This window comes from Streptomyces dangxiongensis, from assembly GCF_003675325.1.
Taxonomy (GTDB): Bacteria; Actinomycetota; Actinomycetes; order Streptomycetales; family Streptomycetaceae; genus Streptomyces; species Streptomyces dangxiongensis.
The window spans coordinates 4,835,404-4,860,748 of sequence record NZ_CP033073.1; the positions used below are offsets into that span (position 1 = coordinate 4,835,404).

Sequence of the window (25,345 nt, forward strand, 5' to 3'; positions counted from 1 at the left end):
GCTCGGTTCGGCTCCATGTCGCCGGTGTTACGTCACACCTCGGCGTAGCCGAGCTGGGCCTTCTCCGGTGAAGCCGCTGCCGTCGCCGGTACCTGCCCGGCCGTGCGACGAAGGTATACGGCCCAGGTGAGCGCGAAGCAGGCGCCGTAGAAGACGAGGAAGGCGACGAACGCCCCGGTGCCGGAGCCGGAGGAGAGGAAGGACTGCCGGAAGGCGAGGTTGATACCGACTCCGCCGAGCGCGCCGACCGCGCCGATCAGGCCCATGGAGGCGCCGGACAGCCGCCGGCCCTGGGCGACGGCCGCCTCGCCCTCCAGGCCCTCGGCCAGGGCCTTGGCGTGGAAGATGCCGGGGATCATCTTGAACGTCGACCCGTTCCCGAGGCCGCTGAGCATGAACAGGACGACGAAGACGGACACGAACAGCGGCAGTGACCGCCGCATGCTGGCGGCCACGAGGACGGCCGTGGCGGCGGCCATGCCGACGTAGTTCCACAGGGTGATGCGGGCGCCGCCGTACCGGTCGGCGAGCCGGCCGCCGACGGGCCGGACGAGGGAACCGAGCAGCGGGCCGACGAAGGTGAGGTACGCCGCCTGGAGCGGGGTCCGGCCGAACTCGATCGTCAGCACCTGGCCGAACGCGAAGCTGTAGCCGATGAAGGAGCCGAAGGTGCCGATGTACAGGAACGCCATGATCCAGGTGTGGGCGTCCTTCGCGGCGTCCCTGGCGGCGCCGGTGTCGTTGCGCACCGAGGCCAGGTTGTCCATGAACAGCGCGGCGAGCACGGCGGCCACGACGATCAGCGGGATGTAGATCCCGAGCAGCACGCGCGGGCCGCCGCTCGCGCCGATGACGGCGAGCGCGACGAGCTGGATGACGGGCACGCCGATGTTGCCGCCGCCGGCGTTCAGCCCCAGCGCCCAGCCCTTCTTCCTGAGCGGGAAGAAGGCGTTGATGTTGGTCATGGAGGAGGCGAAGTTGCCGCCGCCGATGCCGGTCAGCAGGCCCACCAGGAGGAACGTGGTGAAGGACGTGCCCGGTTCCATCACCCAGAACGCGGCGACGGTCGGGACGAGCAGCAGACCGGCCGAGATCACCGTCCAGTTCCGGCCGCCGAAGACGGCGACGGCGAAGGTGTACGGCACGCGGGCGACCGCGCCGACCAGGGTCACCACCGAGGTCAGCAGGAACTTGTCGGCCGGGGTGAGCCCGTACTCGGGCCCCATGAACAGCACCAGCACCGACCACAGGGTCCACACGGAGAACCCGATGTGCTCGCAGAGCACGGAGAACCACAGGTTGCGGCGGGCGATCCGCTCCCCGGTCGCCGCCCAGAATCCCTCGTCCTCCGGATCCCAGCGCTCGATCCAGCGTCCACTGCGACGGGTTGGGGCTGGGGCTGTCATCGCGCCTCCACGGTGCTCCGGCTGCTCGGTCTGCCGACCACTGACTGAGCCCGAAGGTAGGGAGGCCGGGTTTCCGCCCTGTGGCTGTGGGTGACCGGAAGGGAACGTTGCTCTCACTCGCCCCCCCACCCCCCGGTGAGCCCCGCCCCCCGCGATCCCTGCCTCGTGGCGAGGCACACCGTGCCCGGTCCCCGCCGTGCCCGGTCCCCGCCCGCCGGTGAGCCCCCCGCCCCGCCCGATTCCCGCCCCGCGGTGAGCCCCCCCGCCCCATCCCCACCCGCCCTCAGCCGCGGAGCACGGCGTCGAGGCCCCGCATGATCTGACCCACACGTCCACCGCCGGCCGGTGCGGCAGGCAGCCGCCCGAGCACCGCGACGACGGCGGCGGGCGCGACGAGCGCGGCGGGCGCGCCCCGGCCCCACCGGGGCCCGGGCGCCGGCGTAGGCGTCCCGGCCGTCCCCGGCTGCCAGTTCTCCGGCCCCCGGTTCTCCGGCTCCTAGTTCCCCGGCCGCCGGCTCTCCGACGCCGGCGCCGGCGTCCCGGGAATCCCCGGCTGCCAGTTCCCCGGCCCCCGGTTCCCCGGCCGCCAGTTCTCCGGCCCGGACGGCGTGTGCCGCCGCGCCGAGTACATGGCGCACCTGGTGAGCGCTTGCCCTGGGGTGCAGAAAGGCGGCGCCGGCCGCGTGGCTCGCCGCCCGCGCCGCCTCGGCCGCTGCGGGTGAGGTGGCTTCCCGCGCCGCCCGGTACGCCGCCCACGCGCTCTGCCGCAGCGCCGCCGTGCGCCGGCCGCCCGCCGCGAAGGCGCGGGCCGCTTCGACGGCCTCGCGGGGACGCGGGTCGGCGGGGACGCTCTCCTCGAAGAGCGCCAGGACGCCGAGCGCGCAGTCCGCGGCCCAGCCCGCGATCTCCCGCAGCTCGTCCGCGCTCAGCTCGATCGTGTCCGGTCCGTTCGGTTCCTTCGGCATGGCCCGATCCTGCCGCGGTCCGTCCGGCCGGTGCGAGGCCGGGGTCGCGGGGTGCCGTCGGTGACGGGAACCGGGCGTGGGGGGTTCCGGGGTTCCTCTTGGGCGGGCACTGTGTGAGGAGGGGACGGAACGGCCCCCCAGCATGCTCGCGCATGGCTCCGCGCGGTTCCTGCCTAGGCGGTGACTGGCACATGGCACTCGGTGGCGCCACGGCCCCGTACGAGCTGCGGTTCGACGCCGGGCGGGTGTGTCTGGACCTTCTCGCCACCACGTATCCGGTCGAACGGCTGGACGGGACGGGGCCGTTGTGCGCGTGGATCGCCGGCGCGGGGATCGTGCCCGCCGGTACGGTGCTGGACCACGCCGACGCCTCCTGGCCGGCCGGGTTCCGGGAACTGCGCGGGAGCATAGGGACGTTGGTGCGGGAGCCGCACGCCGGCGGCCGGTCGTCGTACGGGCGGGCGCTGCGGCGGGTGAACGAGGCCGCCGGGGCCGCGGTCCCGGTCGTCCTCGCCGTACGGGGCGAGGACGGCGGCCTCGTACGGGAACTGGCCGCGCCGCCCGGCCGCGCCGCGCTGCTCGCCGTCGTGGCCCGGGACGCCGTCGAGCTGCTCACCGACCCCGCGGCGAGAGCCGCCGTGCGCGAGTGCGAGGGGGACAACTGCCCCCTCGTGTACCTCGACACCTCCCGTGGGCGCCGTCGCCGCTGGTGCTCCAGCGAGGTGTGCGGGAACCGGGAGCGGGTGGCCCGGCACCGGCGGCGGACCGCGCCGACGCGCATCTGAGCGGTCCCGCGCGCCCCGGACCTGGAGTGATTTACGTAACACCAGGTTTTAGTTGCCATGTACACGGGCATCGTCGGGCGGCTTCGGCGATGTGTCTCAAATGTAAAGATCGCAGCGTGGGAATGTGCACCCATGTCCCGCTCGTCACGTCACTTCGGAGAAATCTGTCACTCCGGTTTGAACACCGGGACGCCCCTGTCCGTACGAGTGGGCGAGCGACCGACTGGGGGAACCCCCGGACACCGGAGGTGGGCGTGCGCAAGGATGCGGCCGTGGCCAATGAACGTGGATCGAGGGCCCGACATCGCATGTCCTCACAGCCCTCGGAACCTGACGAGGAGCTGATGCGTGCCCTGTACCGGGAGCACGCCGGCCCTCTCCTCGCGTATGTCCTGCGACTGGTCGCCGGCGATCGGCAGCGTGCCGAGGACGTCGTGCAGGAGACGCTCATCCGTGCCTGGAAGAACGCCGGTCAGCTAAATCGGGCGACCGGTTCGGTACGCCCCTGGCTGGTGACGGTCGCGCGCCGCATCGTCATCGACGGCCATCGCAGCCGGCAGGCCCGGCCGCAGGAGGTCGATCCGTCGCCGCTGGAGGTCATCCCCGCGGAGGACGAGATCGACAAGGCGCTGTGGCTGATGACGTTGTCGGACGCGCTCGACGACCTGACCCCGGCCCACCGGGAGGTGCTCGTCGAGACGTACTTCAAGGGGCGTACGGTCAACGAGGCGGCCGAGACGCTGGGCATCCCGAGCGGCACGGTCCGCTCCCGGGTGTTCTACGCCCTGCGGTCGATGAAGCTGGCACTGGAGGAGCGGGGGGTGACGGCGTGATGAGCAACGGATACGGGGGAATGCCAGGGTTCGGACCAGGTGGTCCGGGTATGTCTGGCCCCATGAACCCCAGGCAGGGATCTTCGGTGCCGAGCGAGCACGAGACCGTCGGCGCCTACGCCCTCGGAATTCTCGACGACGCCGAGGCAACCGCTTTCGAGGCCCACCTCGCCGGCTGCGAGTGGTGCGCCCAGCAGCTCGACGAGCTGGCCGGGATGGAACCGATGCTGGCCGCGCTCGCGGACCTGCCGGGTTCCGGCAGCACGCCCGCGATCGGTGAGTCGCTGTCCGCCCGGCCCAGCCCGCGGCTGGCGGAGAAGCTGGTGGACGAGGTCGCCGAGCGGCGCGCCCAGAAGCGCCGGCGCAGCTTCTACATGGTCGCGGCGGCGGCCGCGCTGATCATCGCCGGACCGCTGGCCGCCGTGGCCGTGAACGGCGGCTCGGACGGTGGCCGGCAGGTCACCGCGACGCCCGCCCAGGCGACGTTCGAGACGATGGCCGACAAGAAGTCGGCCACGGACCCGTCGACCTCGGTCAGCGCGACCGTCGGCATGGCCCGCAAGGACTGGGGCACCCAGGCGGTCCTGGAGCTGAAGAACGTCAAGGGCCCGCTGAAATGCTCCCTGGTGCTCGTCGCCAAGAACGGGCAGCGCGTGACCATGTCGTCGTGGTCGGTCCCGAACTGGGGGTACGGCATCCCGGGCGCCAAGACCGAGGAGTCCAAGAAGCCGCTCTACATCGGCGGAGCCGCGGCCTTCCAGCCGAACGAGATCGACCACTTCGAGATCGTGACCTTCGAGGGCAAGAAGCTCGTCCAGGTCGACGCGTAGGACCGCGGCGGGCTCGGCGAGCCCCTCTTTCCGGCGTTCCCGGGTGTTCCGGGGGCGCCGGACCGACGTGCCGTAGCCCGCGCCCGCCCCCTTCGCGTACGGTTGACGGCTGCCCAGCACGTCAGAAGGGGGCCCGGTGGCCGCTCAGGTTCAGCAGTCCGCGGTCGACTCGGTACAGGACGCACGTGACACCGTCCGTGACCGGGAGATCAGCGTCGAACAGGAACACCTGGACCGGGTGTACCGGCGGCTCGAGGAGAAGATCCACGAGGCCGAGTTCCTGATGCACGACGCGGCCCAGCGCGGCCAGGTCGGCACGCCCGGCGCGCTGGCCGAGCGCGACGCACAGGTGTTCCGGGCCGGTGTCCACCTCAACCGGCTCAACAACGAGTTCGAGGACTTCCTCTTCGGCCGGATCGACCTGCTGCCCGGCAAGGACGGCAAGAAGGGGCCCGACGGCGCGTACACCGCCGTGGAGCCCGCCGAGGGCGCGGTGCGCGACGACGACACCGCCGACATCGCCGAGACCCTGCACATCGGGCGCATCGGTGTGCTGGACGCGGACTACTCCCCGCTGGTCATCGACTGGCGCGCGCCCGCCGCCGCGCCCTTCTACCGGGCCACCCCCGTGGAGCCGGGACGGGTCGTGCGGCGCCGGGTCATCCGGTCCCGGGGGCGCCGGGTGCTGGGGGTCGAGGACGACCTCATGCGCCCGGAGCTGACGGCGTACCTGGGCGGTGACGAGCTGCCCGTCATCGGTGACGGCGCCCTCATGGCCGCCCTCGGCCAGGCCCGTGGCCACACCATGCGGGACATCGTCTCCTCCATCCAGGCCGAGCAGGACCTGGTCATCCGCGCCCCCGCCGCCTCCGTCACCTACGTCGAGGGCGGGCCGGGCACCGGGAAGACCGCCGTCGCCCTGCACCGCGCCGCCTACCTGCTCTACCAGGACCGGCGCCGCTACGCGGGCGGCATCCTGATCGTCTCGCCGACCCCGCTGCTCGTCGCCTACACCGAGGGCGTGCTGCCCTCCCTCGGTGAGGAGGGCCAGGTCGCCGTCCGCGCGATCGGTTCGCTGGTCGACGGCGCGGAGGCCACGCTGTACGACTCCCCGGCCGTGGCCCGCGCCAAGGGCTCGTACCGGATGCTGAAGGTGCTGCGGAAGGCGGCCCGGGGCGCCCTGGAGCTGGGATCCGGCGCCCCGGTGGGGCAGCTCGCCCTGGCCGACGACGCCGACGACGCCGACGGCGCCGGGAACGCCGGGGCGCGGCCGGCCGGCGGTCCGCCCGCTCGTCTCCGGGTGGTCGCCTTCGGGCGCCGGATCGAGCTGGAGGCCGGCGAGCTGGAACGCATCCGCCGTACCGTGCTCAGCGGCACCGCGCCCGTCAACCTGCTGCGCCCGCGCGCCCGCAGGCTGCTCCTGGACGCCCTGTGGGCGAGATCCGGTGCCGCCGGCCGGCACGCCGACCCCGAACTGGCCGCCGAACTGCGCTCCTCCTTCGACGAGGACGTCAGCACGGAGGACAGCTTCCTCGGCTTCCTCGACGCCTGGTGGCCCGAACTGACCCCGGGGGCCGTGCTCGCCGCCATGGCCGACGAGAAGCGGCTCGGGCGCTGGGCCCGGCGGATCCTGAACCCGGGCGAGGTCCGCAAGGTCGCCCGCGCCCTGCGGCGGGACGGCCACTCGGTGCACGACATCGCCCTGCTCGACGAGCTGCAGGCGATCCTCGGCGCGCCGGCCCGGCCGCGCAGGAAGCGCGAGCTGGACCCGCTGGACCAGCTCACCGGCCTGGAGGAGCTGATGCCGGTGCGCGCGGAGACGCAGTGGGAGCGGGCCGAGCGCCTCGCGCAGGAGCGCACCGAGTACGCGCACGTCATCGTGGACGAGGCACAGGACCTCACGCCGATGCAGTGGCGCATGGTCGGCCGCCGCGGCCGGCACGCCACCTGGACGGTGGTCGGGGATCCGGCGCAGTCGTCCTGGTCCGACCCGGACGAGGCGGCCGAGGCCCGCGACGAGGCCCTCGGCGCTCGGCCCCGGCGCCGTTTCCAGCTCACCGTGAACTACCGCAACCCGGCGGAGATCGCCGAGCTGGCCGCCCGGGTGCTGGCCCTCGCGATGCCGGGTGCCGAGGCGCCGACCGCCGTACGGTCCACCGGCGTCGAACCCCGCTTCACCGTCGTGGGGGACTCCCTGGAGCGGACCGTGCGGGCCGAGGCGGAGCGGCTGCTCGGGCTGGTGGACGGCACGGTCGGCGTCGTCGTCGCGATGAACCGGCGCGAGGAGGCGCGGCGCTGGCTGGCCGGGCTCGGCGACCGGGTGGTGGCGCTGGGCAGCCTGGAGGCCAAGGGCCTGGAGTACGACGCGACGGTGGTCGTCTCGCCCGCGGAGATCGCCGACGAGTCTCCGGCGGGACTGCGCGTGCTGTACGTGGCGCTGACCCGGGCCACCCAGCAGCTTACGGTGGTGTCGGGGGAGCGGGACGAGCCCGACGCGGCGGGGGTCCCGGACCTTCTCAGGGACTGAGGGAGAGGTTTTCCGGTGAACTCGGCGCAGCAGGAATGGTCCCCGGCATCTGTTTGTTAGCCTTGACGTGGCACCGGCCCGATCCAAGCCCCCGGGCCCAACCTTCGTCGCTACGAGCGACCACTTGCCGCGAGGCGAGCATGGCGGGTCGGTGTCATGAACGTGGAGGCCCACGTCACGGAAGTGACGTGGGCCTCTTTCTTTGTCCGGTTGCTTCTCGTATGGTGGAAGTCGTTTTCCGAAAACGAGCAGCCGTCGGCCGGTGCCGTGAACACAACGTCCGCAATCCAGGGCGACTACCACGTACTGACCGGTAGGTGCGACGATCGGACGGCACAACTAGCGACACGGTGAAAGCAGAGGAAGTCGGCCATGGCAACGGCGCCCAGCGTCTCCTACTCGATGACGATCCGGCTGGAGGTGCCCGCGAGCGGAACCGCCGTCTCGCAGCTCACCAACGTCGTGGAGTCCTCCGGAGGCTCGGTCACCGGCCTCGACGTCACCGCGTCCGGTCACGAGAAGCTCCGTATCGACGTCACCATCGCGGCCACCTCCACGGCCCACGCGGAGGAGATCGTCGGGAAGCTGCGCGGCATCGAGGGCGTCACGCTGGGCAAGGTCTCGGACCGTACGTTCCTGATGCACCTCGGCGGCAAGATCGAGATGGCGTCGAAGCACCCCATCCGCAACCGTGACGACCTGTCCATGATCTACACGCCGGGTGTGGCCCGCGTCTGCATGGCCATCGCCGAGAACCCCGAGGACGCCCGCCGCCTCACCATCAAGCGCAACTCCGTTGCGGTCGTGACGGACGGCTCCGCCGTGCTCGGCCTCGGCAACATCGGCCCCAAGGCCGCGCTGCCCGTCATGGAGGGCAAGGCGGCCCTCTTCAAGCGTTTCGCCGGCATCGACGCCTGGCCGATCTGCCTGGACACCCAGGACTCCGACGCGATCGTGGCGATCGTCAAGGCGATCGCCCCCGGCTTCGCCGGCATCAACCTCGAGGACATCTCCGCCCCCCGCTGCTTCGAGATCGAGGCCCGGCTGCGTGAGGCCCTGGACATCCCCGTCTTCCACGACGACCAGCACGGCACCGCCATCGTCGTCCTCGCCGCCCTGACCAACGCCCTGCGCGTCACGGACAAGGCCATCGAGAACATCCGGGTGGTCATGTCCGGCGCCGGCGCGGCCGGTACGGCGATCCTCAAGCTGCTGATCGCCGCCGGCGTGAAGAACGCCGTCGTCGCCGACATCCACGGTGTCGTCCACGCGGGCCGCGAGGACCTGGTGGACGCCCCGGCCGACTCGCCGCTGCGCTGGATCGCCGACAACACCAACCCCGAGGGCCTCACCGGTACCCTGAAGGAGGCCGTGCACGGCGCCGACGTCTTCATCGGCGTCTCCGCCCCGAACGTCCTGGACGGCGACGACGTGGCCGCCATGGCCGACGGCGCCATCGTGTTCGCGCTCGCGAACCCGGACCCCGAGGTGGATCCCGCGATCGCCCGCCAGACGGCCGCCGTCGTGGCCACCGGCCGCTCCGACTTCCCCAACCAGATCAACAACGTGCTGGTCTTCCCGGGCGTCTTCCGCGGCCTGCTGGACGCGCAGTCCCGCACGGTGAACACCGAGATGATGCTGGCCGCCGCGAAGGCGCTGGCCGACGTGGTCAGCGAGGACGAGCTGAACCCGAACTACATCGTCCCGAGCGTCTTCAACGACAAGGTCGCGGGCGCCGTGGCCGGCGCGGTCCGCGAGGCCGCCAAGGCGGCCGGCGCGACGGCCTAGACACGGCGCGCGACACCGCGTGCGTCACGGCGTGTGCCACCGCGTGCGACACGGGGTGTGCCCGGCGTGTGACAGGGCGTGCGCCACGGTGTGCGGGGCGGTCGCGCGGCTGTGAGCATCGCCACGGCTGCCCCCCGCACCGGCGCGTCGTGGAACCGACGGATGCCGGGTGCGCTCTAGGGTGACGGCCGAGCAGGCGCTTTTCGTGTGACTCCCCAGGGTGTTCTCACGACTCCTACGGGTGCCGGATTGGCTTTCCCGCCGCAGGTAGGGGCAGGATGCGTCCCTGGGCGCGAGCGCATCGGCATCGCAGTGCCTCGGGCGACTGAGCCGCGTGGCACACCCCAACGGCAAGAAATACACGGGAGTAACAACATGAACCGCAGTGAGCTGGTGGCCGCGCTGGCCGACCGCGCCGAGGTGACCCGCAAGGACGCCGACGCCGTGCTGGCCGCGTTCGCCGAGACCGTCGGCGAGATCGTCGCCAAGGGCGACGAGAAGGTCACCATCCCCGGCTTCCTGACCTTCGAGCGCACCCACCGTGCCGCTCGCACCGCGCGGAACCCGCAGACCGGCGAGCCCATCAACATCCCGGCCGGCTACAGCGTGAAGGTGACCGCGGGCAGCAAGCTCAAGGAAGCCGCCAAGGGCAAGTAAGCGTAAGCGCTCCGCTCTGAGCGCCGTCCCACGTGAGTGTCGTGGGCGACTGCGGGTCCGATGTGGCTGGTCGCGCAGTTCCCCGCGCTCCTTTGGGGCGCCTCAGCCGAAGACGCCGAAAAGGGCGGCCCCCTCCCATCGAGGGGGCCGCCCTTTCGCCGTCGGTGAGGCCTAGCCGAGGGCCTTGCCCGGCAGCTCCACCTTCGCGCCGAGTTCGACGAGCTTCTCCATGAAGTTCTCGTAGCCGCGGTTGATGAGCTCGATGCCGTGGACGCGGGAGGTGCCCTCGGCGGCCAGGGCCGCGATGAGGTACGAGAAACCGCCGCGCAGGTCGGGGATGACCAGGTCGGCACCCTGGAGCCGGGTGGGCCCGGAGACGACCGCGGAGTGCAGGAAGTTGCGCTGGCCGAAACGGCAGTCCGAGCCGCCCAGGCACTCGCGGTAGAGCTGGATGTGCGCGCCCATCTGGTTCAGGGCGGAGGTGAAGCCGAGGCGGGACTCGTAGACCGTCTCGTGGATGATCGACAGGCCCGTGGCCTGGGTGAGCGCCACCACCAGCGGCTGCTGCCAGTCCGTCTGGAAGCCGGGGTGCACGTCCGTCTCCAGGGCGATGGACTTGAGCTGGCCGCCGGGGTGCCAGAACCGGATGCCCTCGTCGTCGATCCGGAAGGCACCGCCCACCTTCCGGTAGGTGTTCAGGAACGTCATCATCGAGCGCTGCTGGGCGCCGCGGACGTAGATGTTGCCGTTGGTCGCCAGCGCCGCCGACGCCCAGGACGCGGCCTCCAGCCGGTCGGCGAGGGCACGGTGGTCGTAGCCGCCGAGCTTGTCCACACCGGTGATGCGGATCGTCCGGTCGGTGTCCATCGCGATGATCGCGCCCATCTTCTGCAACACGCAGATGAGGTCCTCGATCTCCGGCTCGACGGCCGCGTTGGACAACTCGGTGACGCCCTCGGCGAGCACGGCCGTCAGCAGCACCTGCTCGGTCGCGCCGACCGACGGGTACGGCAGCCGGATCTTGGTGCCGCGCAGCCGCTGCGGCGCCTCCAGGTACTGGCCGTCGGCCCGCTTCTCGATGGTCGCGCCGAACTGCCGCAGCACGTCGAAGTGGAAGTCGATGGGCCGGCCGCCGATGTCGCAGCCGCCCAGGCCCGGGATGAACGCGTGGCCGAGACGGTGCAGCAGCGGGCCGCAGAAGAGGATCGGAATACGGCTGGAACCCGCGTGGGCATCGATGTCGGCCACGTTGGCGCTCTCGACGCGCGTCGGGTCGAGCACCAGCTCACCGGGCTCCTCACCCGGGCGGACCGTCACCCCGTGGAGCTGGAGCAGGCCGCGGACGACCCGCACGTCACGGATGTCCGGAACATTGCGCAGTCGGCTCGGCTCACTGCCCAGCAGGGCGGCGACCATGGCCTTCGGCACGAGGTTCTTCGCACCGCGGACACGGATCTCGCCCTCCAGCGGGGTTCCGCCGTGGACAAGCAGGACATCGTCGTTGACGGTCATGAATCTCGCGTTCCGATGAGTTGGTCAGGGGCCGGCCGATCACTGTGCGCAGGGGCCGGGAAGACAGGGTAATCGCCGATCACCCCTCGGCCGTAAGCCCGAGGACCGCCCAATCGCGTCATGGCCGTGTCACAACACGAACCGTTCCCTTCCGGGCACGAGGGGTCACCGGGCCGCCGCGCGCGCCGGGGCGGCTCCCCGCGCCCTGAGCTGCGTCCACCTGATTGGCTCCCCACGCGAGGGGAAGATGCGGGATCATGTCTGGCATGACCGAGGTGTCCTCGCTCACAGGGCGGCTGCTCGTGGCCACGCCCGCCCTGGCGGACCCGAACTTCGACCGTGCGGTGGTGCTCCTTCTCGACCACGACGAGGAGGGCTCCCTCGGTGTCGTCCTCAACCGCCCCACACCGGTGGACGTGGGCGACATCCTGGAGGGCTGGGCCGGCCTCGCCGGTGAGCCCGGCGTGGTCTTCCAGGGCGGCCCCGTCTCGCTGGACTCGGCGCTCGGCATCGCGGTGATCCCCGGCGACGCCGACGGTGGCGGCGCCCCGCTCGGCTGGCGGCGGGTGCACGGCGCGATCGGGCTGGTCGACCTGGAGGCCCCGCCGGAACTGCTCGCCTCCTCGGTCGGCTCGCTGCGCATCTTCGCCGGTTACGCCGGCTGGGGCCCGGGCCAACTGGAGGACGAGCTGGTGGAGGGCGCCTGGTACGTCGTGGAGTCCGAGCCGGGTGACGTGTCCTCGCCGGCCCCGGAGCGGCTGTGGCGCGAAGTGCTGCGCCGTCAGCGCAGCGAGCTGGCGATGGTGGCCACGTATCCGGACGACCCGTCGCTCAACTGATGCGTGTGAGCTTCAGTACCCTGGGCGGTATGAGCACTCTCGAGCCCGAGCGCGGGACTGGTACGGGGACCCTCGTAGAGCCGACGCCACAGGTGTCCCACGGCGACGGTGACCACGAGCGCTACGCCCACTACGTCCAGAAGGACAAGATCATGGCGAGCGCCCTCGACGGCACCCCCGTCGTGGCGCTGTGCGGCAAGGTCTGGGTGCCGGGCCGCGACCCGAAGAAGTACCCCGTGTGTCCCATGTGCAAGGAGATCTACGAATCCATGGGCAGCGGCGGCGACGACAAGGGCAAGGGCGGCAAGGGCGGCGACAAGTAGGCCCCGGACCGGCAGTGAGCGACGGGATCCCCGGGACGCGCGTGAGGCGCGTCCCGGGGATCTCCGCGTTCCCGCGCACCTGAGTGGTCCAGACCTCTTGTGGGGGTGCCGCCGCACTCCCTAGCCTTCGGGGCGTTGTGTGCAGAGAAGCCGCTGTTGCGCAGAGCGCAACGCACCGCTGGGTGAGGGGTTGAGGTCATGGAACTGATTCCGGCGCCGCGCGCCGTCGAGGAACCGGCGGGCGACGGCGTGCCGCTCGGCCCCGGCACCACCCTGTGGGCCGGTCCGGGCGCGGAACGCGCCGAACGCTGGCTGCGCGCGACGCTCGGCGCGGCCCTGGGCCTGCCGCTGCGCCCCGGACCCCGGGACGCCCCCGGCGGCGTACAACTGGTCGTGGACGACACCCTGGAACCGGAGGCGTACCGGCTCGTCGCCGGCACCGGCCGGGGCGTCGAGATCCGCGGCGGTGGGTCCGCCGGGGTGTTCTGGGGCGCGCAGACCCTGCGCCAGCTCCTCGGCCCCGACGCCTTCCGGCGCGCCCCCGTACGGCCCGACGCCGCCCTCCGCGTCCCCTGCCGGACCGTCGAGGACGCCCCCCGGTTCCGCTGGCGCGGCCTCCTCCTCGACGTCGCCCGGCACTTCATGCCCAAGGACGGCGTGCTGCGCTACCTGGACCTGATGGCCGCGCACAAAGTCAACGTCCTGCACCTGCACCTGACGGACGACCAGGGCTGGCGCATCGAGATCAAGCGCTACCCGAAACTGACCGAAAAAGCATCCTGGCGGCCACGGACGAAGTTCGGCCACCGCGCCTCACCGCTCTGGGAGGAGAAACCGCACGGGGGTCACTACACCCAGGACGACATCCGGGAGATCGTCGCCTACGCCGCCGACCGGCACATCGCCGTCGTCCCGGAGATCGACGTACCGGGCCACTCGCAGGCCGCCATCGCCGCGTACCCCGAACTCGGCAACACCGACGTCGTCGACACCACCGCCCTCGCCGTCTGGGACACCTGGGGCATCTCCGCCAACGTGCTGGCCCCCACCGACACCACCCTGCGCTTCTACGAGGGCGTTCTCGAGGAGGTCCTGGAGCTGTTCCCCGCGGACGCCGCCGGCTTCTCGGAGTTCGTCCACATCGGCGGCGACGAGTGCCCCAAGGAGCAGTGGGCCGAGTCCGTGACCGCCAAGACCCGCATCGCCGACCTCGGCCTCGCCGGCGAGGCCGGGTTGCAGTCCTGGTTCATCGGCCACTTCGACGCCTGGCTCGCCGCGCGCGGACGCCGCCTCATCGGCTGGGACGAGATCCTGGAGGGCGGGCTCGCCCCGGGCGCGGCGGTCTCCTCCTGGCGGGGCTACGCGGGCGGGACCGCCGCCGCCCGGGCCGGCCACGACGTGGTCATGTGCCCGGAGCAGTACGTGTACCTGGACCACCGGCAGGCCCCTGGCGCGGACGAACCGGTGCCGATCGGCTTCGTGCGCACCCTGGAGGACGTCTACCGCTTCGAACCCGTGCCCGCCGGACTCACCGGCCAGGAGGCCCGGCACGTGCTGGGCACTCAGGCCAACGTGTGGACCGAGGCGTTGGAGGACTCCGCGCGCGTCGACTACCAGGCGTTCCCCCGGCTCGCGGCGTTCGCCGAGGTCGCCTGGAGCCGGCTGCCCGCCCCGGCGGACCGGGACTACGCGGACTTCGAACGCCGGATGACCGCCCACTACCGGCGACTTGACGCGCTCGGCGTCGGCTACCGGCCGCCCACCGGGCCCCGGCCGTGGCAGCGGCGCCCCGGCGTGCCCGGCCGCCCGATCGAGGGACCGCCCCCGAACAGGTAACGGAAAAACCCCGTCAGTATCACCGAAGAGTGGCAATCCGCACGCACCGGTGATGCCATGCCAAACCGGACCATCTCCCCGATGAGGTGGGCGAATGCCTCCTAGCGGACCCCCGCGTTCGAGCCTTGCGAAGATGTGCCAGAGTTGCGTCGTCCGCCCTGTCAGCACGTACCGTACGGCAGCACAGGCGGGACCAGGTGGGGCAGCGGGAAGGGGCAGCCGGTTTGACCACGCACGCACCGCAGGCGGCGCAGGCCGTCACGCTGCCCACGACGCTGGACGAGGCCGTGGCGGCCCTCGCCGCCCTGCCCGCCGCCGTCCCCGTCGCGGGAGGCACCGACCTGATGGCCGCCGTCAACTCCGGGCAGCTCAGGCCCGCCGCCCTGGTGGGCCTCGGCCGGATCAGCGAGATCCGCGGCTGGCAGTACCAGGACGGCCACGCACTGCTCGGCGCCGGCCTCACCCACGCCCGCATGGGCCGCCCCGACTTCGCGGCCCTGATCCCGGCGCTCGCCGCCGCGGCGCGCGCCGCCGGCCCGCCGCACATCCGCAACGCGGGCACCCTGGGCGGCAACATCGCCACGGCCGCCCCCACCGGGGACGCCCTGCCGGTGCTCGCCGCCCTGGAAGCGACCCTGGTCATCGCGGGCCCGGGCGGAGCCCGCCGGGAGATCCCGGTGTCGCACCTGCTGGCCGGCATGGAGATGCTGCGCGGCGGCGAACTCATCGGCTACGTGCGCGTGCCGCTGCTGCACGCCCCGCAGGTCTTCGTGAAGGCCACCGGACGCACCGGCCCCGGCCGCGCGCTGGCCTCCGTCGCCCTCGTCCTCGACCCCGCGCGGCGCGGCGTGCGCTGCGCCGTCGGAGCCATAGCGCCGATGCCGCTGCGGCCCCTGGAGGCCGAGCAGTGGGTCGCGCAGCTCATCGACTGGGACAACGACCGCGCCCTCGTCCCGGAGGCCCTGCGCGCCTTCGGCGAGTACGTCGCCGCGGCCTGCATCCCCGACCCGGCCCCCGAGCCCGACGGCTCGGTGACCCCGCTTCCGCCCGCCGTACTGCACCTGCGGCGCACCGTCGCCGCGCTGGCCCGACGAGCACTGGGGAGGGCGCTGTCGTGACCGACGACCAGCACGGAGAGGGCACGCCCCAGAGCGGCGGCCGCTGGGACCCGCTGCCGCAGGGTGACTACGACGACGGCGCCACCGCCTTCGTCCGGCTCCCCGAGGGCGGCATCGACGCACTGCTGTCCGGCGACAGCCCGCTTGCCGCGCCCGGACACGGCTATGTGCCGCCGCGGATCACGGCCGCGCCCACCGACGGCGCCCCGGACGCGTGGCCCGCGCCCGGGGGCGACGCCCACTGGCCCGACCCGAACGCCACGCCGGCCCCGCCGCAGGCCGCGGACGACCGTTTCACCTACCGGCCCGGTGCCACCCAGCACTGGACCTTCGAGGAGCCCGCGGCACCGGCCGCCCCGGGACACGACGTCACCGGGCAGTGGTCCATCCCCGTCGCCGGCGGCGACCTGCCGGACGAGTCCGGCGAGTTCACGACGTCCTCGCTGGTCGAGCAGTGGGGCGGCACTCCGCCGGCCACGCTGCCCGGCGGCGCGCCCGCACCCTGGGCGACGGACGGCGCGGGCCACCCCTGGGACGCGCCCCCGGCCCAGCCGGCCGACCCCGGCCACCCCGGCCCGTCCGACCACACCGGCACCCACCCGGCGGGCGCCGCCACGGCCCCGGCGCCGGACACGCGCGTGCCGCGGGACGGGTTCGCGCGGGAGGACGGGTACGTCCCGGACGACGGGTACGTCCCGGACGACGGGTACGTCCCCGACGACGGGTACGTCCCGGACGAGGGCTATGTGCCCGACGAGGGGTACGTACCGGAGAACGGGTACGTCCGGCAGGACGGGTACGTCCGGCAGGACGGGCACGGGCAGGGCCCGGCCGGTCACGGTGACTTCGGCCCCGAGGGGGCCGGTCACGCCGAGAGCGGTTACGCCGGGAGCGGTTACGCCGGGAACGGCCACGTCGACGACGACCGTGGGGACGGCGCGCATCGGGACGACGGTCACCCCGACCCTGGTCCGGCCGGGGCCGGCCGCGCGGATGCCGGTGCGGACGACGATCCGCACGGCGGTGCGGCGACACAGGCCGCGTTCAGTGCGGCGCTTCCGCCCGCGGAGCCCGCTGCCGTACCGGAGACGGACACGGAGACGGAGCCGGAACCGGAGGCCCACGGCCTCGCCCAGGCCCCTGAGCGCCCCGGTGACGCTCCGGCGGGCCACGAGGAGCCCACGGACCCCGCGCCCGCCCCGCGGCCCGCGACAGCGGCGGCCACGGCCGCCCCCCTGGACCCGGACGCCCCGGCGGAGCCGCATCCCGCGGATGCGGAGGCACCCGAGCCGCAGCAGCCCGCCGCCGACGCGCCCGCCTCGGGCAGTCCCGCCGAGGAGACCGGCCCGGACAGCCCCGAGGACACCGGCCAGGACGCCCAGGCGGGCACGGACGCCGAAGAGACCCGGGACAGCGCCGAAGAGACCCGGGACAGCCGGGACGTCCAGCACGTCCAGGACGCCGCCCCCGACGGCGCCGGGGAGCCGGACGCCGTGCCCTTCCCGCCGCACGACGACCACCCCCTCGCCTCCTACATGCTGCGCGTCAACGGCACCGACCGGCCGGTCTCCGACGCCTGGATCGGCGAGTCGCTGCTGTACGTGCTGCGCGAACGGCTCGGCCTCGCGGGTGCCAAGGACGGCTGCTCGCAGGGCGAGTGCGGGGCCTGCAACGTGCAGGTCGACGGCCGGCTCGTGGCCTCCTGCCTGGTCCCGGCCGTCACCGCGGCCGGCAGCGAGGTGCGGACGGTCGAGGGCCTGGCCGCCGAGGGGGAGCCCTCCGACGTCCAGCGCGCGCTCGCCCGCTGCGGTGCCGTGCAGTGCGGGTTCTGCGTGCCCGGCATCGCGATGACCGTGCACGACCTGCTGGAGGGCAATCCGGCGCCCACCGAGCTGGAGACCCGGCAGGCCTTGTGCGGCAACCTGTGCCGCTGCTCCGGCTACCGCGGCGTGCTGGAGGCCGTCAAGGAGGTCGTCGCCGAGCGCGAGGCGTCCCAGGCCGGCCCCGGGACGGACGCGGACGAGGCGCGTATCCCGCGCCAGGCGGGCCCCGGCTCCGGCGGCGTCCACCCGTCGGCGTTCGAGGCACCGGGAGCGTTCGGCTCGCCGCCCGCACCGCACGCGCCGCCCCCGTTCGACGCCGCCCCCGAGGATTATGGCGACACCCCCGACGGCTACGGCGACCCGCGGGACGCGTACGGCGACACTCCGGACGCGTACGGCGCGCCCGGACCGCAGGACCAGCACTACGGGCAGGACGGAGGCCAGGCGTGAGCAACGAGGCCGGCATCGCGACCACCGCGGCGGAACCCGCTCCCGAGGCCGAGCCGTCGCCGCACGGCCTCGGCGTCTCCCTGCCGCACGCCGACGCCAGTGCGAAGACCGAGGGCACTTTCCCGTACGCCGCCGACCTGTGGGCCGAGGGCCTGCTGTGGGCGGCCGTGCTGCGCTCCCCGCACGCGCACGCGCGCATCGTGTCCATCGACACCACCCACGCCCGTGAGATGCCCGGCGTCCGCGCCGTCATCACCCACGAGGACGTCCCCGGCACGCCCCGCCACGGCCGGGGCACGCCCGACCGGCCGGTGTTCGCCTCGGAGGTCGTACGCCACCACGGCGAACCCATCGCCGCGGTCGCCGCCGACCACCCGGACACCGCGCGGATGGCCGCCGCCGCCGTCATCGTCGAGTACGAGGTGCTGGACCCCGTCACCGATCCCGAACAGGCCTTCGAGGCCGAGCCGCTGCACCCCGACGGCAACCTGATCCGGCACATCCCGCTGCACCACGGCGACCCGGAGGCGGCCGGCGACATCGTCGTCGAGGGCCTGTACCGCATCGGCCGCCAGGACCCCGCCCCCATCGGCGCCGAGGCCGGCCTCGCCGTGCCCCGCCCCGACGGCGGTGTGGAGCTGTACCTCGCCTCCACCGACCCGCACACCGACCGCAACACGGCCGCCGCCTGCTACGGCCTGTCCCCCGACCGGGTGAAGATCGTCGTCACGGGGGTGCCCGGCGCCACGGCGGACCGCGAGGACCAGGGCTTCCAGCTCCCGTTGGGCCTGCTCGCGCTCAGGACCGGCTGCCCGGTGAAACTCACCGCCACGCGCGAGGAGTCCTTCCTCGGCCACGCCCACCGCCACCCCACCCTGCTGCGCTACCGCCACCACGCCGACGCCGAGGGCCGGCTGGTCAAGGTCGAGGCGCAGATCCTGCTCGACGCGGGCGCCTACGCCGACACCTCCGCGCAGGCCCTCGCCGCCGCCGTCTCCTTCGCGTGCGGCCCGTACGTCGTCCCGAACGCCTTCATCGAGGGCTGGGCCGTCCGCACCAACAACCCGCCCTCCGGCCACGTGCGCGGCGAGGGCGCCCTCCAGGTGTGCGCCGCCTACGAGGCCCAGATGGACAAGCTCGCGAAGAAACTCGGCCTGGACCCGGCCGAGCTGCGCCTGCGCAACGTCCTCGCCACCGGTGACGTCCTGCCGATCGGGCAGACCGTGACCTGCCCCGCGCCGGTCGCCGAACTCCTCCAGGCCGTCCGGGACGCCCCGCTGCCCGCGCTGCCCAAGGACATGCCCGAGGAGGACTGGCTGCTGCCCGGCGGCCCCGAGGGCGCGGGCGAGCCCGGCGCGGTGCGCCGGGGCGTCGGCTACGGCCTGGGCATGGTGCACATGCTGGGCGCGGAGGGCGCCGACGAGGTGTCCACGGCGACGGTCAAGGTCCACGACGGCATCGCGACCGTACTGTGCGCGGCCGTGGAGACCGGCCAGGGCTTCGCCACCCTCGCCCGGCAGATCGTGCAGGACACCCTGGGCATCGAGGAGGTCCACGTCGCCCCGGTCGACACCGACCAGCCGCCGGCCGGCCCGGGCTGCCGGAGCCGGCACACCTGGGTGTCGGGCGGCGCGGTGGAGCGGGCGGCGAAGATGGTCCGCACCCAGTTGCTCCAGCCTCTCGCCCACAATTTCGGCATGTCCACCGAGCTGCTCCAGATCACCGACGGCAAGATCACCTCGTACGACGGTGTGCTGTCCACGACGGTCACCGAGGCGCTGGACGGCAAGGAGCTGTGGGCGACGGCCCAGTGCCGCCCGCACCCCACCGAGCCGCTGGACGCCTCCGGCCAGGGCGACGCCTTCGTCGGGCTCGCCTTCTGCGCGATCCGCGCGGTGGTCGACGTCGACATCGAGCTGGGCTCGGTCCGCGTGGTGGAGCTGGCGGTGGCCCAGGACGTCGGCAGGATCCTCAACCCGGCCCAGTTGGCGGCCCGGATCGAGGCCGGCGTGACCCAGGGCGTCGGCATCGCGCTCACCGAGAACCTCCGCACCCCGCGCGGCCTGGTCCGCCACCCCGACCTGACCGGCTACGCCCTGCCGACCGCCCTCGACGCCCCGGACATCCGCATCGTCAGACTGGTCGAGGAACGCGACGTCGTCGCTCCCTTCGGCGCCAAGTCGGTCAGCGCGGTCCCGGTGGTGACGGCCCCGGCGGCCATCGCCTCCGCCGTCCGCGCCGCCACCGGCCGCCCGGTCAACCGCCTCCCGATCCGCCCCCAGGCGGCCGTGGTCACGGACCGGTGAGCACTCCCGGTCAGGAGCCCCGCTACGAACCCCCGCCCGGTGCGGGCAAGCTGGTCCTCTGGATCCTGCTGTTCGCCGCGGCGGCGCTGGCCGTCGTGCTGGGCGGTGTCTACCTCATCTGACGGACGGCCTCGCCCCGGCGGGCAACGGCCCCGGCCCTCCCGACGTCCTTGCTGGTGGGGGCCGTTGTCAGTGGGGCGGCGTAGTGTGCGGAGCAGTCGGGGCACCTGACCGGGCGCCGCGTACGACAGGGTACGCACGCCTGTCACGCACAGGGGAGATCGCGGGGGAGCGATGAGCACGACCGAGGCCGGGATCCCGGCGATCACACTGACCGAGGCGGAGCTGGACCGCTACGTCACCCACGCACCGACGCGCGGCCTGCTCACCGGGCCCGGCCTGCCCGCGGACACCGGTCCGCTGACCTTCTCCCCGCTGCGCACGTACGGCCTGCGCACGCTCGCCGACGCCACGGACGGCCCCCTCGGCCTGGCCGAGGAACTGCGCAGCCGCCTGGTCATAGGCGAACTGCTCACCCCGGCCGGCATGGAGCGCGAGTCGATCCTGCTCGACGGCGTCACCGGCGAGCTGACGACGGCCCGCCTCGGTGCCCCGTCCGCCGCCCGCCCCTTCGCGCCCTCCCTGCACACGCTGCTGCGCTTCGCCGCCGTCACCGAGGAACTCGCGGGCCTGCGCGGCCGGTTCGCCGCCCTGGCGGGACAGTACGGCCCGGAGACGGTGACCGAGGCCTCCCGCCGCCTCCTCGCCCTCTTCGAGGAGGGCACGGGCGGCGAGGTCCCGCCGTACTGGAAGGCGGCGGCACTGATCCGCCCGCTCTCCCTCATCGCCGGTCCCGGCACGGTGTCCGGGCTCACCCTCGACCTCCCCGCGCGCCTCCTGGACCAGCAGTTCGGGCACGGCAGGGTGGCCCGCTTCGAGGAGGTCGACTTCCCGGCGACGCTCACGCACCAACCGACGCGCCGCTTCCTGCGGGGGACGGGGCTGCCGGAGGAGGCGGTCCTCTTCCACGCCGACACGGACGTGCCGCTGCCGACACTGCGGGAGTACGTCACGCAGGAGCGCGCCGGCTACCCCGTGGACCGGCTCCCCGCCCACAGCGACCACCTGATCCGCCTCGGCTGCCTGCCGGAGGAGACCAGCCTGCTGGTCGACGGCAGAACGGGCGCGGTCCTCACCTTCGACGAGCCGGAGGCGACGCTCCACCCCCTCAACACCGACGTCTCCACCCTGGCCTTCACCCTGTGGCTCGTCCACCACGAGCGCACCATCGACGCCCACCTCGGCCACGAACTGGCGACCCACGCCTACGACCACCTGGCCGCCGCCATGATCGAGACCCTCGACACCCTGGACCCCACGGGCACCCTGCCGTCCACCACCTGGCACTACTGGACGGACCTCTTCCAGAACGAGACGAGCGGCGTGTTCTAAGGCCCCGGGCCCCGGTCCATTTCCCCGCATCCGGCCACTTGGCCCGCCCCACCCTCCCTACCGTTGTGCGTGACGAGGTCGGCGCACACGGTGATGGAGGGGGTGCGAATGACGGGTCATGGGTCTCATGGGGTGGTCAACCACGGCCATGGCCGCCCGGTACCAGTACATGGTGGACGCCGTACGTCGGCATCGCGAGGCATGTGGACGGCCTGATCTGGAAGACCGAGACGGACTAGGAGTCATAGATCGCACGTTGGCGACTGAGTAGCTACAGGTCTGGGCAAGCCGGAAGTTCCGGCTTGCCCAGGGTGATTCAGGTCAGAGAACAAGGCCCGTCAGCGGTGCAGCCTCTTGCGCGCCCAGAGGAAGCCGATCAGTCCGCCCACAGTGGCCATGTATGCGGTCAGCGGTCCGTCTTTCAACAGGAGGCCGGGCAGGGAGATCACGGCCACGATGAGCAGCCATCCGCATCCGGCCACGACGAGATCCGCTGAATCAGGGCGGTGTTGCTCGTTCTGCACCCGTTTCCCCATTCATCGGAGCGCGCCTGGCCCGTGTCCCCGCGCACCCACGATAGCCGCTGGAAGGGGCAGGGTGTTCTACGCGCAGTGGATCGTGGCTGTTTTGGACCAGACGTTGTGGTCTCCCCAGTAGCCGTTGCCGTTGCGTAGGGTCGCGTTACCGATGTCCTCGCGGTAGATCCACCCACTGGTGGTGAGCCGTGAGCAGTCATAGTGCAGGAGGAGCGAGAAGTTCTGGCCCTGCGTGTTCGTGTATCCCCGGACGTCCTTGGTCCTCCAGATGCTGAGCCCCTGGTACTGGCGCAGCGAGGCTTCGAAGTTGCCTTTACCTCGCTGGTTGCACAGCATCTGCGCGTCAGCCTGGATGTGCGTGTAGCCCCCGTGCAGATACGGCGCGTTGCTGTGGATCAGCTGGCAGTGAGGCTTGGCTGCCCGAGTGACGCCTGGAGTCGGGGAGTGCGAGGCCGGAACATTCTGCTCGTCAACCGTGGTGGCCCAGCGCACCAAGTCCTCGGTGCTGTAGGTGTGCTGTGCCGAGATGGCCGGGGCTTCCCACTGGGTGAGCTGGCCGTCCCGGGACAGAGTGCTGACCCTCACGCCGTCGTCGCCCACAGCGGTGAATAGCTGACTGCCGCTGGGCAGCGTAGTCGTCTGCGTCGTGTCGCCATCGGATGAGAGCACCGACGACGGTACGTCTCCGTGGACGGTCAGGCGGGTGATGTTCAGCGGGCGCACGACATTCTCGTCTCCGAGGCTGAACGTGAGTGACTGACCGACCTTCTCGTAGTCCGCGACTGCGGGCGCCTGCAAGAGGTCGAGCCCGGTTGTCTTGGCCAACAGGTTGGTAAGTTCCTGCACGCTGGCGCCCTGGGCCGGTGACACCTCGCCGACAGGCGCCATGGATTGCGGGTCCGCGCCGCCTTCCTCGGTGTACTGGGCTGCACTGACGATGTGCGGTGCCGATTCCGCGGGTGTGGTCGGTGAGCCGTCGGCCGCCGACGCGCCGGCAACGGTGCCAGCCATCACCGTGGCAGCGAGCATGGCTGTAGCGCCCGTTCGTGTGAAACGACGGACCGTTGTCCTCTTCAAGTTGTTTTCCCCTCCGTAGTCCGGCCGCCCGTCATTCAGCGCTGGTCAGGCGCGACGTCGGCCGATCGGAGAAAAGCTATCCGATTAACACACTTGTTCGCGAGCAATTTCTCCTACGGCGGGCCTTGATGGCAGGCCGGAGTTGAGTGCAGAGGCTCCCAGCCTGGGCGTTCCCTCGCTTACAGGTGTCGGCCGGGCCCAGAGCTACGGCTACTGCCCACTGCCTTTGGGCTGCCACGGTCAGCGTGTGCCGCCCCGTGGAAGGGCGTTGGCGCTCCGACCGAGACGGAAACTGAGATGGGCGAGCGAACGGGCGGCACCCCGGAGGGAGCCGCCCGTTCCTTTTGCCTGGTCAGGCAGTCGGAGGCCGTGGCGGGAATCGAACCCACGTAACTCGCTTTGCAGGCGAGCCCCTGAACCACTCGGGCACACGGCCGTGTTCGTGAGATGAACGTACGGGGGTGGGGGTGTGGGGCTCAAGGGGGATGACCGGGCTGCAACGGGACTGCCATACGGCGTTCATGGGGGGACCCGGGGCGTAGGACCAAGGGCGGAGGGACGGTCGGGCTACTGACAGGGGCGAAGGTCTGTTGCGGGCCTTACTCTGGCGTTCATGAGTGCCCTCGAATCCCGTGACCCCGCTGTCCTCGAACCACCCCTCGGGCGGGACGACGGCGTGCTGAGCCGGGCCTACCGGGCGCTCAGCGTCGGGATCGTGTCCGTCGTCGTGCTCATCGCGTTCGAGGCGACAGCCGTGGGCACCGCGATGCCCGTCGCGGCGCGGGAACTCGACGGCGTGGCGTTGTACGCGTTCGCCTTCTCCGGGTACTTCACGACCAGCCTGTTCGGCATGGTCCTCGCGGGACAGTGGTCCGACCGGCGGGGCCCCCTGAGCCCGCTCACCGCGGGCATCGGCGCCTTCGCGGCGGGCCTGGTCGTCGCCGGGACGGCCCAGGTGATGTGGGTGTTCATCCTGGGGCGGGCCGTCCAGGGGCTGGGGGGCGGACTGGTCATCGTGGCGTTGTACGTCGTCGTCGGCCGCGCCTACCCCGACCGGCTGCGGCCCGCGATCATGGCGGCCTTCGCGGCCGGCTGGGTCGTACCGTCCATCGTCGGCCCCCTCGCCTCCGGCGCCGTCACCGAGCACCTCGGCTGGCGCTGGGTGTTCCTCGGCATCCCGGCGCTCGTCGTGTTCCCCCTCGCGCTCGCCCTGCCGCAGATACGGCGGCGGGCGTCGGGCCCGGTGGACGAGGAGACCGGGGCCAACGGTTTCGACCGGCGGCGGATCCGGCTCGCCCTGGGCATCTCCCTGGGGGCCGGGCTGCTCCAGTACGCCGCCCAGGACCTGCGCCCCCTGTCGGTGCTCCCGGGGCTGGCCGGTGCCGCGCTGCTGGTGCCCGCCGTCCGCGGGCTGCTGCCCCGCGGCACCTACCGGGCGGCCCGCGGCCTGCCCTCCGTCGTGCTGCTGCGCGGGCTGTCCGCCGGGTCGTTCATCGCCGCCGAGTCCTTCGTGCCGCTGATGCTCGTCACCCAGCGCGGGCTGTCGCCGACGCTCGCCGGGTTCTCGCTGGCCGCGGGCGGCGTCACGTGGGCGCTGGGGTCGTTCGTGCAGTCGCGGGCGCGCGTGGCGCCGTACCGGGAGCGGCTGGTGACCGTGGGGATGGTGCTGGTCGCCGTTGCGATCGTGACCGCACCGAGTGTGCTGGTGCACTCCGTGCCCGTGTGGACGGTCGCCGTCGCCTGGGCCGTGGGCTGCTTCGGGATGGGGCTGGTGATCTCCTCCACGAGTGTGCTGCTGCTCCAGCTCTCCGCCCCGGAGGAGGCCGGCGCGAACTCGGCGGCCCTCCAGATCTCCGACGCGCTGTCGAACGTCGTCCTGCTGGCCGCGACCGGCGCGGCCTTCGCGGCCCTGGGCGGCGGCAGCACGGCCGCCGGCACCTCCACGGCGACGCCGGCCGGCGCCGGTCATCCCGCCGCCTTCGCCGCCGTCTTCCTGCCGACGGCGGTGGTCGCGCTGGCCGGGACGTGGGTGACGCGCCGCCTGCGGCAGCGGTGAGCGGGCGATGCGGGAGCCCCTGCGGGCGGCCGGCGGGCGGGGCACGGCGTACGGCTCGGTCAGCGGCGTGCCGTCGGGCAGGGGGAGGCGATGGGCGAGGCGGGAACCGCTGCGGGCGGGGCACGGCGTGCGGCCTGGTCAGCGGCGTGCCGTCCGGTGGGGAGCGGGAAGCGGCCGTGATCGTGGGGCCGGCGCGGCGGTTGTGACGTGGGTCCCACCCGGGGCC

The 25,345-nt window shown here is 72.7% G+C and carries 20 protein-coding genes and 1 tRNA gene; 15 read left to right on the top strand and 6 right to left on the bottom strand.

What is annotated here, in order from left to right; translation table 11 throughout:
* Positions 1–32: 32 nt before the first annotated feature.
* The gene (locus D9753_RS21715; RefSeq protein ID WP_121788498.1) at positions 33–1,406 is read right to left on the bottom strand and encodes a nitrate/nitrite transporter; all 1,374 of its coding nucleotides are present in this window, start codon (positions 1,404–1,406) and stop codon (positions 33–35) included.
* Positions 1,407–1,519: 113 nt separating this feature from the next.
* Positions 1,520–2,515 (bottom strand): putative immunity protein, encoded by a 996-nt coding sequence (locus tag D9753_RS39060; protein WP_338057986.1) that lies wholly within the window; start codon positions 2,513–2,515, stop codon positions 1,520–1,522.
* 47 nt (positions 2,516–2,562) lie between these two features.
* Here D9753_RS39060 and D9753_RS21730 point away from each other — a divergent pair, with 47 nt between their 5' ends.
* The 6 genes from D9753_RS21730 to D9753_RS21755 all read left to right on the top strand — a co-directional run bounded on the left by D9753_RS21730 (position 2,563) and on the right by D9753_RS21755 (position 9,791).
* The gene (locus tag D9753_RS21730) at positions 2,563–3,156 is read left to right on the top strand and encodes a CGNR zinc finger domain-containing protein (protein ID WP_121788499.1); all 594 of its coding nucleotides are present in this window, start codon (positions 2,563–2,565) and stop codon (positions 3,154–3,156) included.
* A 248-nt stretch (positions 3,157–3,404) separates the two neighbouring features.
* Positions 3,405–3,989 (top strand): sigma-70 family RNA polymerase sigma factor, encoded by a 585-nt coding sequence (locus tag D9753_RS21735; protein ID WP_030167252.1) that lies wholly within the window; start codon positions 3,405–3,407, stop codon positions 3,987–3,989.
* A 62-nt stretch (positions 3,990–4,051) separates the two neighbouring features.
* The gene (locus D9753_RS21740) at positions 4,052–4,819 is read left to right on the top strand and encodes an anti-sigma factor family protein (protein ID WP_205614225.1); all 768 of its coding nucleotides are present in this window, start codon (positions 4,052–4,054) and stop codon (positions 4,817–4,819) included.
* Positions 4,820–4,955: 136 nt separating this feature from the next.
* Positions 4,956–7,346 carry a HelD family protein gene (locus D9753_RS21745; protein ID WP_121788501.1) on the top strand — a complete coding sequence of 797 codons (2,391 nt, stop codon included), beginning with the start codon at positions 4,956–4,958 and terminating at the stop codon, positions 7,344–7,346.
* A gap of 372 nt (positions 7,347–7,718) precedes the next feature.
* A complete protein-coding gene (locus D9753_RS21750) occupies positions 7,719–9,134 on the top strand; it encodes an NAD-dependent malic enzyme (RefSeq protein WP_121788502.1) in 1,416 nt (471 codons plus the stop codon).
* A gap of 375 nt (positions 9,135–9,509) precedes the next feature.
* Entirely contained in the window at positions 9,510–9,791 is a 282-nt protein-coding gene (locus tag D9753_RS21755; RefSeq protein WP_023550134.1) for an HU family DNA-binding protein, read from the top strand.
* Between the two features lie 171 nt (positions 9,792–9,962).
* Here the strand turns inward: D9753_RS21755 and murA are convergent, their stop codons facing one another.
* On the bottom strand, positions 9,963–11,303 hold the full coding sequence (gene murA / locus D9753_RS21760) for a UDP-N-acetylglucosamine 1-carboxyvinyltransferase (protein WP_121788503.1): 1,341 nt from the start codon (positions 11,301–11,303) through the stop codon (positions 9,963–9,965).
* 266 nt (positions 11,304–11,569) lie between these two features.
* On the opposite strand from murA, the gene D9753_RS21765 reads away from it, so the two are divergent.
* The 8 genes from D9753_RS21765 to D9753_RS21795 all read left to right on the top strand — a co-directional run bounded on the left by D9753_RS21765 (position 11,570) and on the right by D9753_RS21795 (position 21,450).
* Entirely contained in the window at positions 11,570–12,142 is a 573-nt protein-coding gene (locus D9753_RS21765) for a YqgE/AlgH family protein (protein WP_163010757.1), read from the top strand.
* A 29-nt stretch (positions 12,143–12,171) separates the two neighbouring features.
* Positions 12,172–12,465: a DUF3039 domain-containing protein gene (locus tag D9753_RS21770; protein ID WP_121791220.1), complete on the top strand. Its 294-nt coding sequence runs from the start codon at positions 12,172–12,174 to the stop codon at positions 12,463–12,465.
* 198 nt (positions 12,466–12,663) lie between these two features.
* The gene (locus D9753_RS21775; protein ID WP_121788505.1) at positions 12,664–14,301 is read left to right on the top strand and encodes a beta-N-acetylhexosaminidase; all 1,638 of its coding nucleotides are present in this window, start codon (positions 12,664–12,666) and stop codon (positions 14,299–14,301) included.
* A gap of 224 nt (positions 14,302–14,525) precedes the next feature.
* Positions 14,526–15,419, top strand: a complete 894-nt coding sequence (locus tag D9753_RS21780; RefSeq protein ID WP_121788506.1) for an FAD binding domain-containing protein — start codon at positions 14,526–14,528, stop codon at positions 15,417–15,419.
* Positions 15,416–17,692 carry a 2Fe-2S iron-sulfur cluster-binding protein gene (locus D9753_RS21785; protein ID WP_121788507.1) on the top strand — a complete coding sequence of 759 codons (2,277 nt, stop codon included), beginning with the start codon at positions 15,416–15,418 and terminating at the stop codon, positions 17,690–17,692. Before D9753_RS21780 ends, D9753_RS21785 begins: the two co-directional genes overlap by 4 nt.
* Positions 17,689–19,998 (top strand): xanthine dehydrogenase family protein molybdopterin-binding subunit, encoded by a 2,310-nt coding sequence (locus D9753_RS21790; RefSeq protein WP_121788508.1) that lies wholly within the window; start codon positions 17,689–17,691, stop codon positions 19,996–19,998. Before D9753_RS21785 ends, D9753_RS21790 begins: the two co-directional genes overlap by 4 nt.
* Entirely contained in the window at positions 19,995–20,120 is a 126-nt protein-coding gene (locus D9753_RS38735) for a hypothetical protein (RefSeq protein ID WP_276209441.1), read from the top strand. The genes D9753_RS21790 and D9753_RS38735 overlap by 4 nt, the downstream gene beginning before the upstream one ends.
* Positions 20,121–20,292: 172 nt before the next feature.
* A complete protein-coding gene (locus tag D9753_RS21795; protein WP_121788509.1) occupies positions 20,293–21,450 on the top strand; it encodes an SUKH-4 family immunity protein in 1,158 nt (385 codons plus the stop codon).
* Between the two features lie 338 nt (positions 21,451–21,788).
* Here D9753_RS21795 and D9753_RS36630 read toward each other — a convergent pair whose 3' ends face one another.
* The 3 genes from D9753_RS36630 to D9753_RS21805 form a co-directional block, all read right to left on the bottom strand.
* Positions 21,789–21,932, bottom strand: coding sequence for a hypothetical protein (locus D9753_RS36630; RefSeq protein ID WP_163010758.1), 144 nt, complete (start codon positions 21,930–21,932; stop codon positions 21,789–21,791).
* Positions 21,933–22,052: 120 nt separating this feature from the next.
* Positions 22,053–23,015, bottom strand: a complete 963-nt coding sequence (locus D9753_RS21800) for a hypothetical protein (protein ID WP_121788510.1) — start codon at positions 23,013–23,015, stop codon at positions 22,053–22,055.
* A gap of 412 nt (positions 23,016–23,427) precedes the next feature.
* A tRNA-Cys gene (locus D9753_RS21805) sits at positions 23,428–23,499 on the bottom strand.
* 177 nt (positions 23,500–23,676) lie between these two features.
* Here D9753_RS21805 and D9753_RS21810 point away from each other — a divergent pair.
* Complete coding sequence (locus D9753_RS21810) at positions 23,677–25,119, top strand: MFS transporter (protein ID WP_121788511.1); 1,443 nt, start codon at positions 23,677–23,679, stop codon at positions 25,117–25,119.
* The last annotated feature ends 226 nt before the right edge of the window (positions 25,120–25,345 follow it).

What these genes read in the sequence shown, in the direction of transcription:
- D9753_RS21755 (WP_023550134.1), top strand. Translation starts at nt 9,510, where the DNA reads ATGAACCGCAGTGAGCTGGTGGCCGCGCTGGCCGACCGCGCCGAGGTG.
- D9753_RS21765 (WP_163010757.1), top strand. Translation starts at nt 11,570, where the DNA reads ATGACCGAGGTGTCCTCGCTCACAGGGCGGCTGCTCGTGGCCACGCCC.
- D9753_RS21770 (WP_121791220.1), top strand. Translation starts at nt 12,172, where the DNA reads ATGAGCACTCTCGAGCCCGAGCGCGGGACTGGTACGGGGACCCTCGTA.
- D9753_RS39060 (WP_338057986.1), bottom strand. Translation starts at nt 2,515, where the DNA reads ATGCTGGGGGGCCGTTCCGTCCCCTCCTCACACAGTGCCCGCCCAAGA.
- D9753_RS21715 (WP_121788498.1), bottom strand. Translation starts at nt 1,406, where the DNA reads ATGACAGCCCCAGCCCCAACCCGTCGCAGTGGACGCTGGATCGAGCGC.
- D9753_RS21740 (WP_205614225.1), top strand. Translation starts at nt 4,052, where the DNA reads ATGAACCCCAGGCAGGGATCTTCGGTGCCGAGCGAGCACGAGACCGTC.
- D9753_RS21795 (WP_121788509.1), top strand. Translation starts at nt 20,293, where the DNA reads ATGAGCACGACCGAGGCCGGGATCCCGGCGATCACACTGACCGAGGCG.
- D9753_RS21775 (WP_121788505.1), top strand. Translation starts at nt 12,664, where the DNA reads ATGGAACTGATTCCGGCGCCGCGCGCCGTCGAGGAACCGGCGGGCGAC.
- murA (WP_121788503.1), bottom strand. Translation starts at nt 11,303, where the DNA reads ATGACCGTCAACGACGATGTCCTGCTTGTCCACGGCGGAACCCCGCTG.
- D9753_RS21750 (WP_121788502.1), top strand. Translation starts at nt 7,719, where the DNA reads ATGGCAACGGCGCCCAGCGTCTCCTACTCGATGACGATCCGGCTGGAG.
- D9753_RS21730 (WP_121788499.1), top strand. Translation starts at nt 2,563, where the DNA reads ATGGCACTCGGTGGCGCCACGGCCCCGTACGAGCTGCGGTTCGACGCC.
- D9753_RS21800 (WP_121788510.1), bottom strand. Translation starts at nt 23,015, where the DNA reads ATGCTCGCTGCCACGGTGATGGCTGGCACCGTTGCCGGCGCGTCGGCG.
- D9753_RS21810 (WP_121788511.1), top strand. Translation starts at nt 23,677, where the DNA reads ATGAGTGCCCTCGAATCCCGTGACCCCGCTGTCCTCGAACCACCCCTC.